The sequence below is a fragment of the Acidimangrovimonas pyrenivorans genome (assembly GCF_042643245.1).
In the GTDB taxonomy this organism is placed as follows: Bacteria; Pseudomonadota; Alphaproteobacteria; order Rhodobacterales; family Rhodobacteraceae; genus Acidimangrovimonas; species Acidimangrovimonas pyrenivorans.
This window is the reverse complement of record NZ_JBHRSK010000039.1, coordinates 1-958: the sequence shown is the minus strand read 5'-3', so window position 1 is coordinate 958 and position 958 is coordinate 1. Positions and strand designations below refer to the sequence as shown.

Annotated in this window: 2 protein-coding genes; both read left to right on the top strand. The window is 67.7% G+C overall.

Annotated elements, in window-relative coordinates:
* Positions 1–405: dTDP-4-dehydrorhamnose 3,5-epimerase (rfbC, locus tag ACFOES_RS21020; RefSeq protein WP_377835690.1), on the top strand; the 405-nt coding region annotated here is incomplete at its 5' end.
* The coding region (locus tag ACFOES_RS21015; RefSeq protein WP_377835689.1) for a dTDP-glucose 4,6-dehydratase at positions 402–958 on the top strand (557 nt) is incomplete at its 3' end. The genes rfbC and ACFOES_RS21015, both read left to right, overlap by 4 nt.

The following is a 958-nucleotide window of genomic DNA, read 5'->3' as shown; positions in this document are numbered from 1 at the left end:
GGCACGGTGCGGGGGCTGCATTTCCAGGCCCCGCCCCATGCCCAGGCCAAGCTGGTGCGCTGTTCGCGCGGCGCGATCCTGGACGTCGCCGTCGACGTCCGGCACGGCTCGCCCGACTACGGCAAATGGGCAAGTGTCGAACTGACGGCCGAGAACGGCAAGCAGCTGCTGATCCCGGCGGGGTTCCTGCACGGTTTCGTCACTCTGACCGAGAACTGCGAAGTGCAATACAAATGCACTGACTACTACGCGCCGGAGTGCGACGGTGCGGTGCGTTTCGACGATCCGGATATCGGGATAGAGTGGGGCATCGACAGCGCGGCGGCGGTGTTGTCGGAGAAGGATGCCCGGGCGCCGTGGCTGCGGGATTTCGATTCACCCTTCATCTACGAGGGCAATTCATGAAGATACTGGTCACCGGCGGCGCGGGCTTCATCGGCTCGGCGGTGGTGCGGCTGGCGGTGGCGCGGGGCCACCGGGTCGTCAATCTCGACGCGCTGACCTATGCCGCCTGCCTCGACAACGTCGCCTCGGTCGCCGACAGCCCGCTCTACGCCTTCGCGCGGGCCGATATCCGCGACCGCGCCGCGCTCGACCGGGTCTTCGCCGCCCACGATCCCGACGCGGTGATGCACCTGGCGGCCGAGAGCCATGTCGACCGCTCGATCGACGGGCCGGGCGATTTCATCGAGACCAACATCACCGGCACCTACAACATGCTCGAGGCGGCCCGCGCCCATTGGCTCGGCAAGGGCCGGCCGGCGGGCTTCCGCTTCCACCATATCTCGACCGACGAGGTCTTCGGCTCGCTCGGCCCGACCGGCCAGTTCACCGAGGACACGCCCTACGACCCGCGCAGCCCCTATTCGGCCTCGAAGGCGGCCTCGGACCACCTGGTGCGGGCCTGGCACGAGACCTACGGCCTGCCGGTGGTGCTGACCAACTGCTCGAACAATTA